Annotated in this window: 1 protein-coding gene; it reads right to left on the minus strand. The window is 60.9% G+C overall.

Annotated features, from left to right (window positions below; all coding sequences use genetic code 11):
* Positions 1-836: esterase/lipase family protein (locus ACXRVY_RS30965; protein ID WP_458239204.1), on the minus strand; the 836-nt coding region annotated here is incomplete at its 3' end.
* Positions 837-1,086: the final 250 nt, after the last annotated feature.

The raw sequence follows: 1,086 nt of genomic DNA on the forward strand, positions 1-1,086 counted from the left end.
CGGTCACGCCGCAGATAAATCTCTTCGTATGGGTCTTTTTCCGGCTGGCGCGGCATGGCCGGCCCGCCTCGCTCGTCGATCAGCCGCAGCCAACCCGGGGCGTAATCCTGGGTGGGCAGCAATTGCAAGGCWCCGGGCGCCTGCGCAAACACAGCGGTGACCTCCTGGCCGGTCGGGCCAATCACCGCACCGGCAATGGGGTYCTCGTCGCTCATGYCGACTTTGCAGCGGCGGTAAGCGACCGGCGCGCCGATGGCAGGCATCACCCCATGGACCACACCGGCGATCTTGTCGGCCATGCCCGGCAGTTGCGCGCATCGCCTCGCCACCAGCCCACCCATGGAATGCGTCACCAGAATCACCTGCCGGCAATTGCGACCGTACTGGTGCATCAGCTCATCGATGCGCTTGGCCAGCCTGGACGCGGCCTGTTCGTTGGAGTCCAGCCAGTTGTAACCACAGGCATGCACCGGCATGCGGTAGCCGCCACGCGCCACCAACTCGTCCGAAAGTRTCGACGGCAACTGGCTGGCGAGGTTGGCGCCCAATCCCGGCATGGCGATGGGRATTTCAGGTTTTAACCGGGTGATGTGCGTAGGCCCAGGCTCGACGGCCACGGTGTGCAAGTGCTCCGGCCGGATGTCGAATTGCGGCCATTGGTGGGGCAGGAATTGGCTGTTCAGGGTGTCTTCCAGCCAAAGCAGAAAAGCGTGATAGCTGGTTTCGCTGACTTCGCCCCAGCCACGTTCTCGATAGCGTTTGGACAAGGCCAAGGCTGCCTTTTTCTTGTCTGGCTCTGGCTGGGTAATGACCGTACCTACGGCGCGTTTAGGCACCGCTCCTTCTCTATCAACTTCCGCACGAACCGGATGCAGAATTTTTTGACGTTCGCCTGGTGTTTTAAATATCCAGTTTTTCGCCAACCACATGTTCTTTCCCATGAACCCCGCATCCAACCGCCAGATGGGTACCCCCTCTTCTCCCTGCTCTTCGCTCTCCTGCTCAGCAGGCTTACTCTTCAAATTCGACCCCATGATCCCCGGCACAAAAATCACCGGCAGCACCCCATCCGGCGGCAATATGCAG

The organism is Pseudomonas sp. P5_A2_2, from assembly GCF_054177685.1.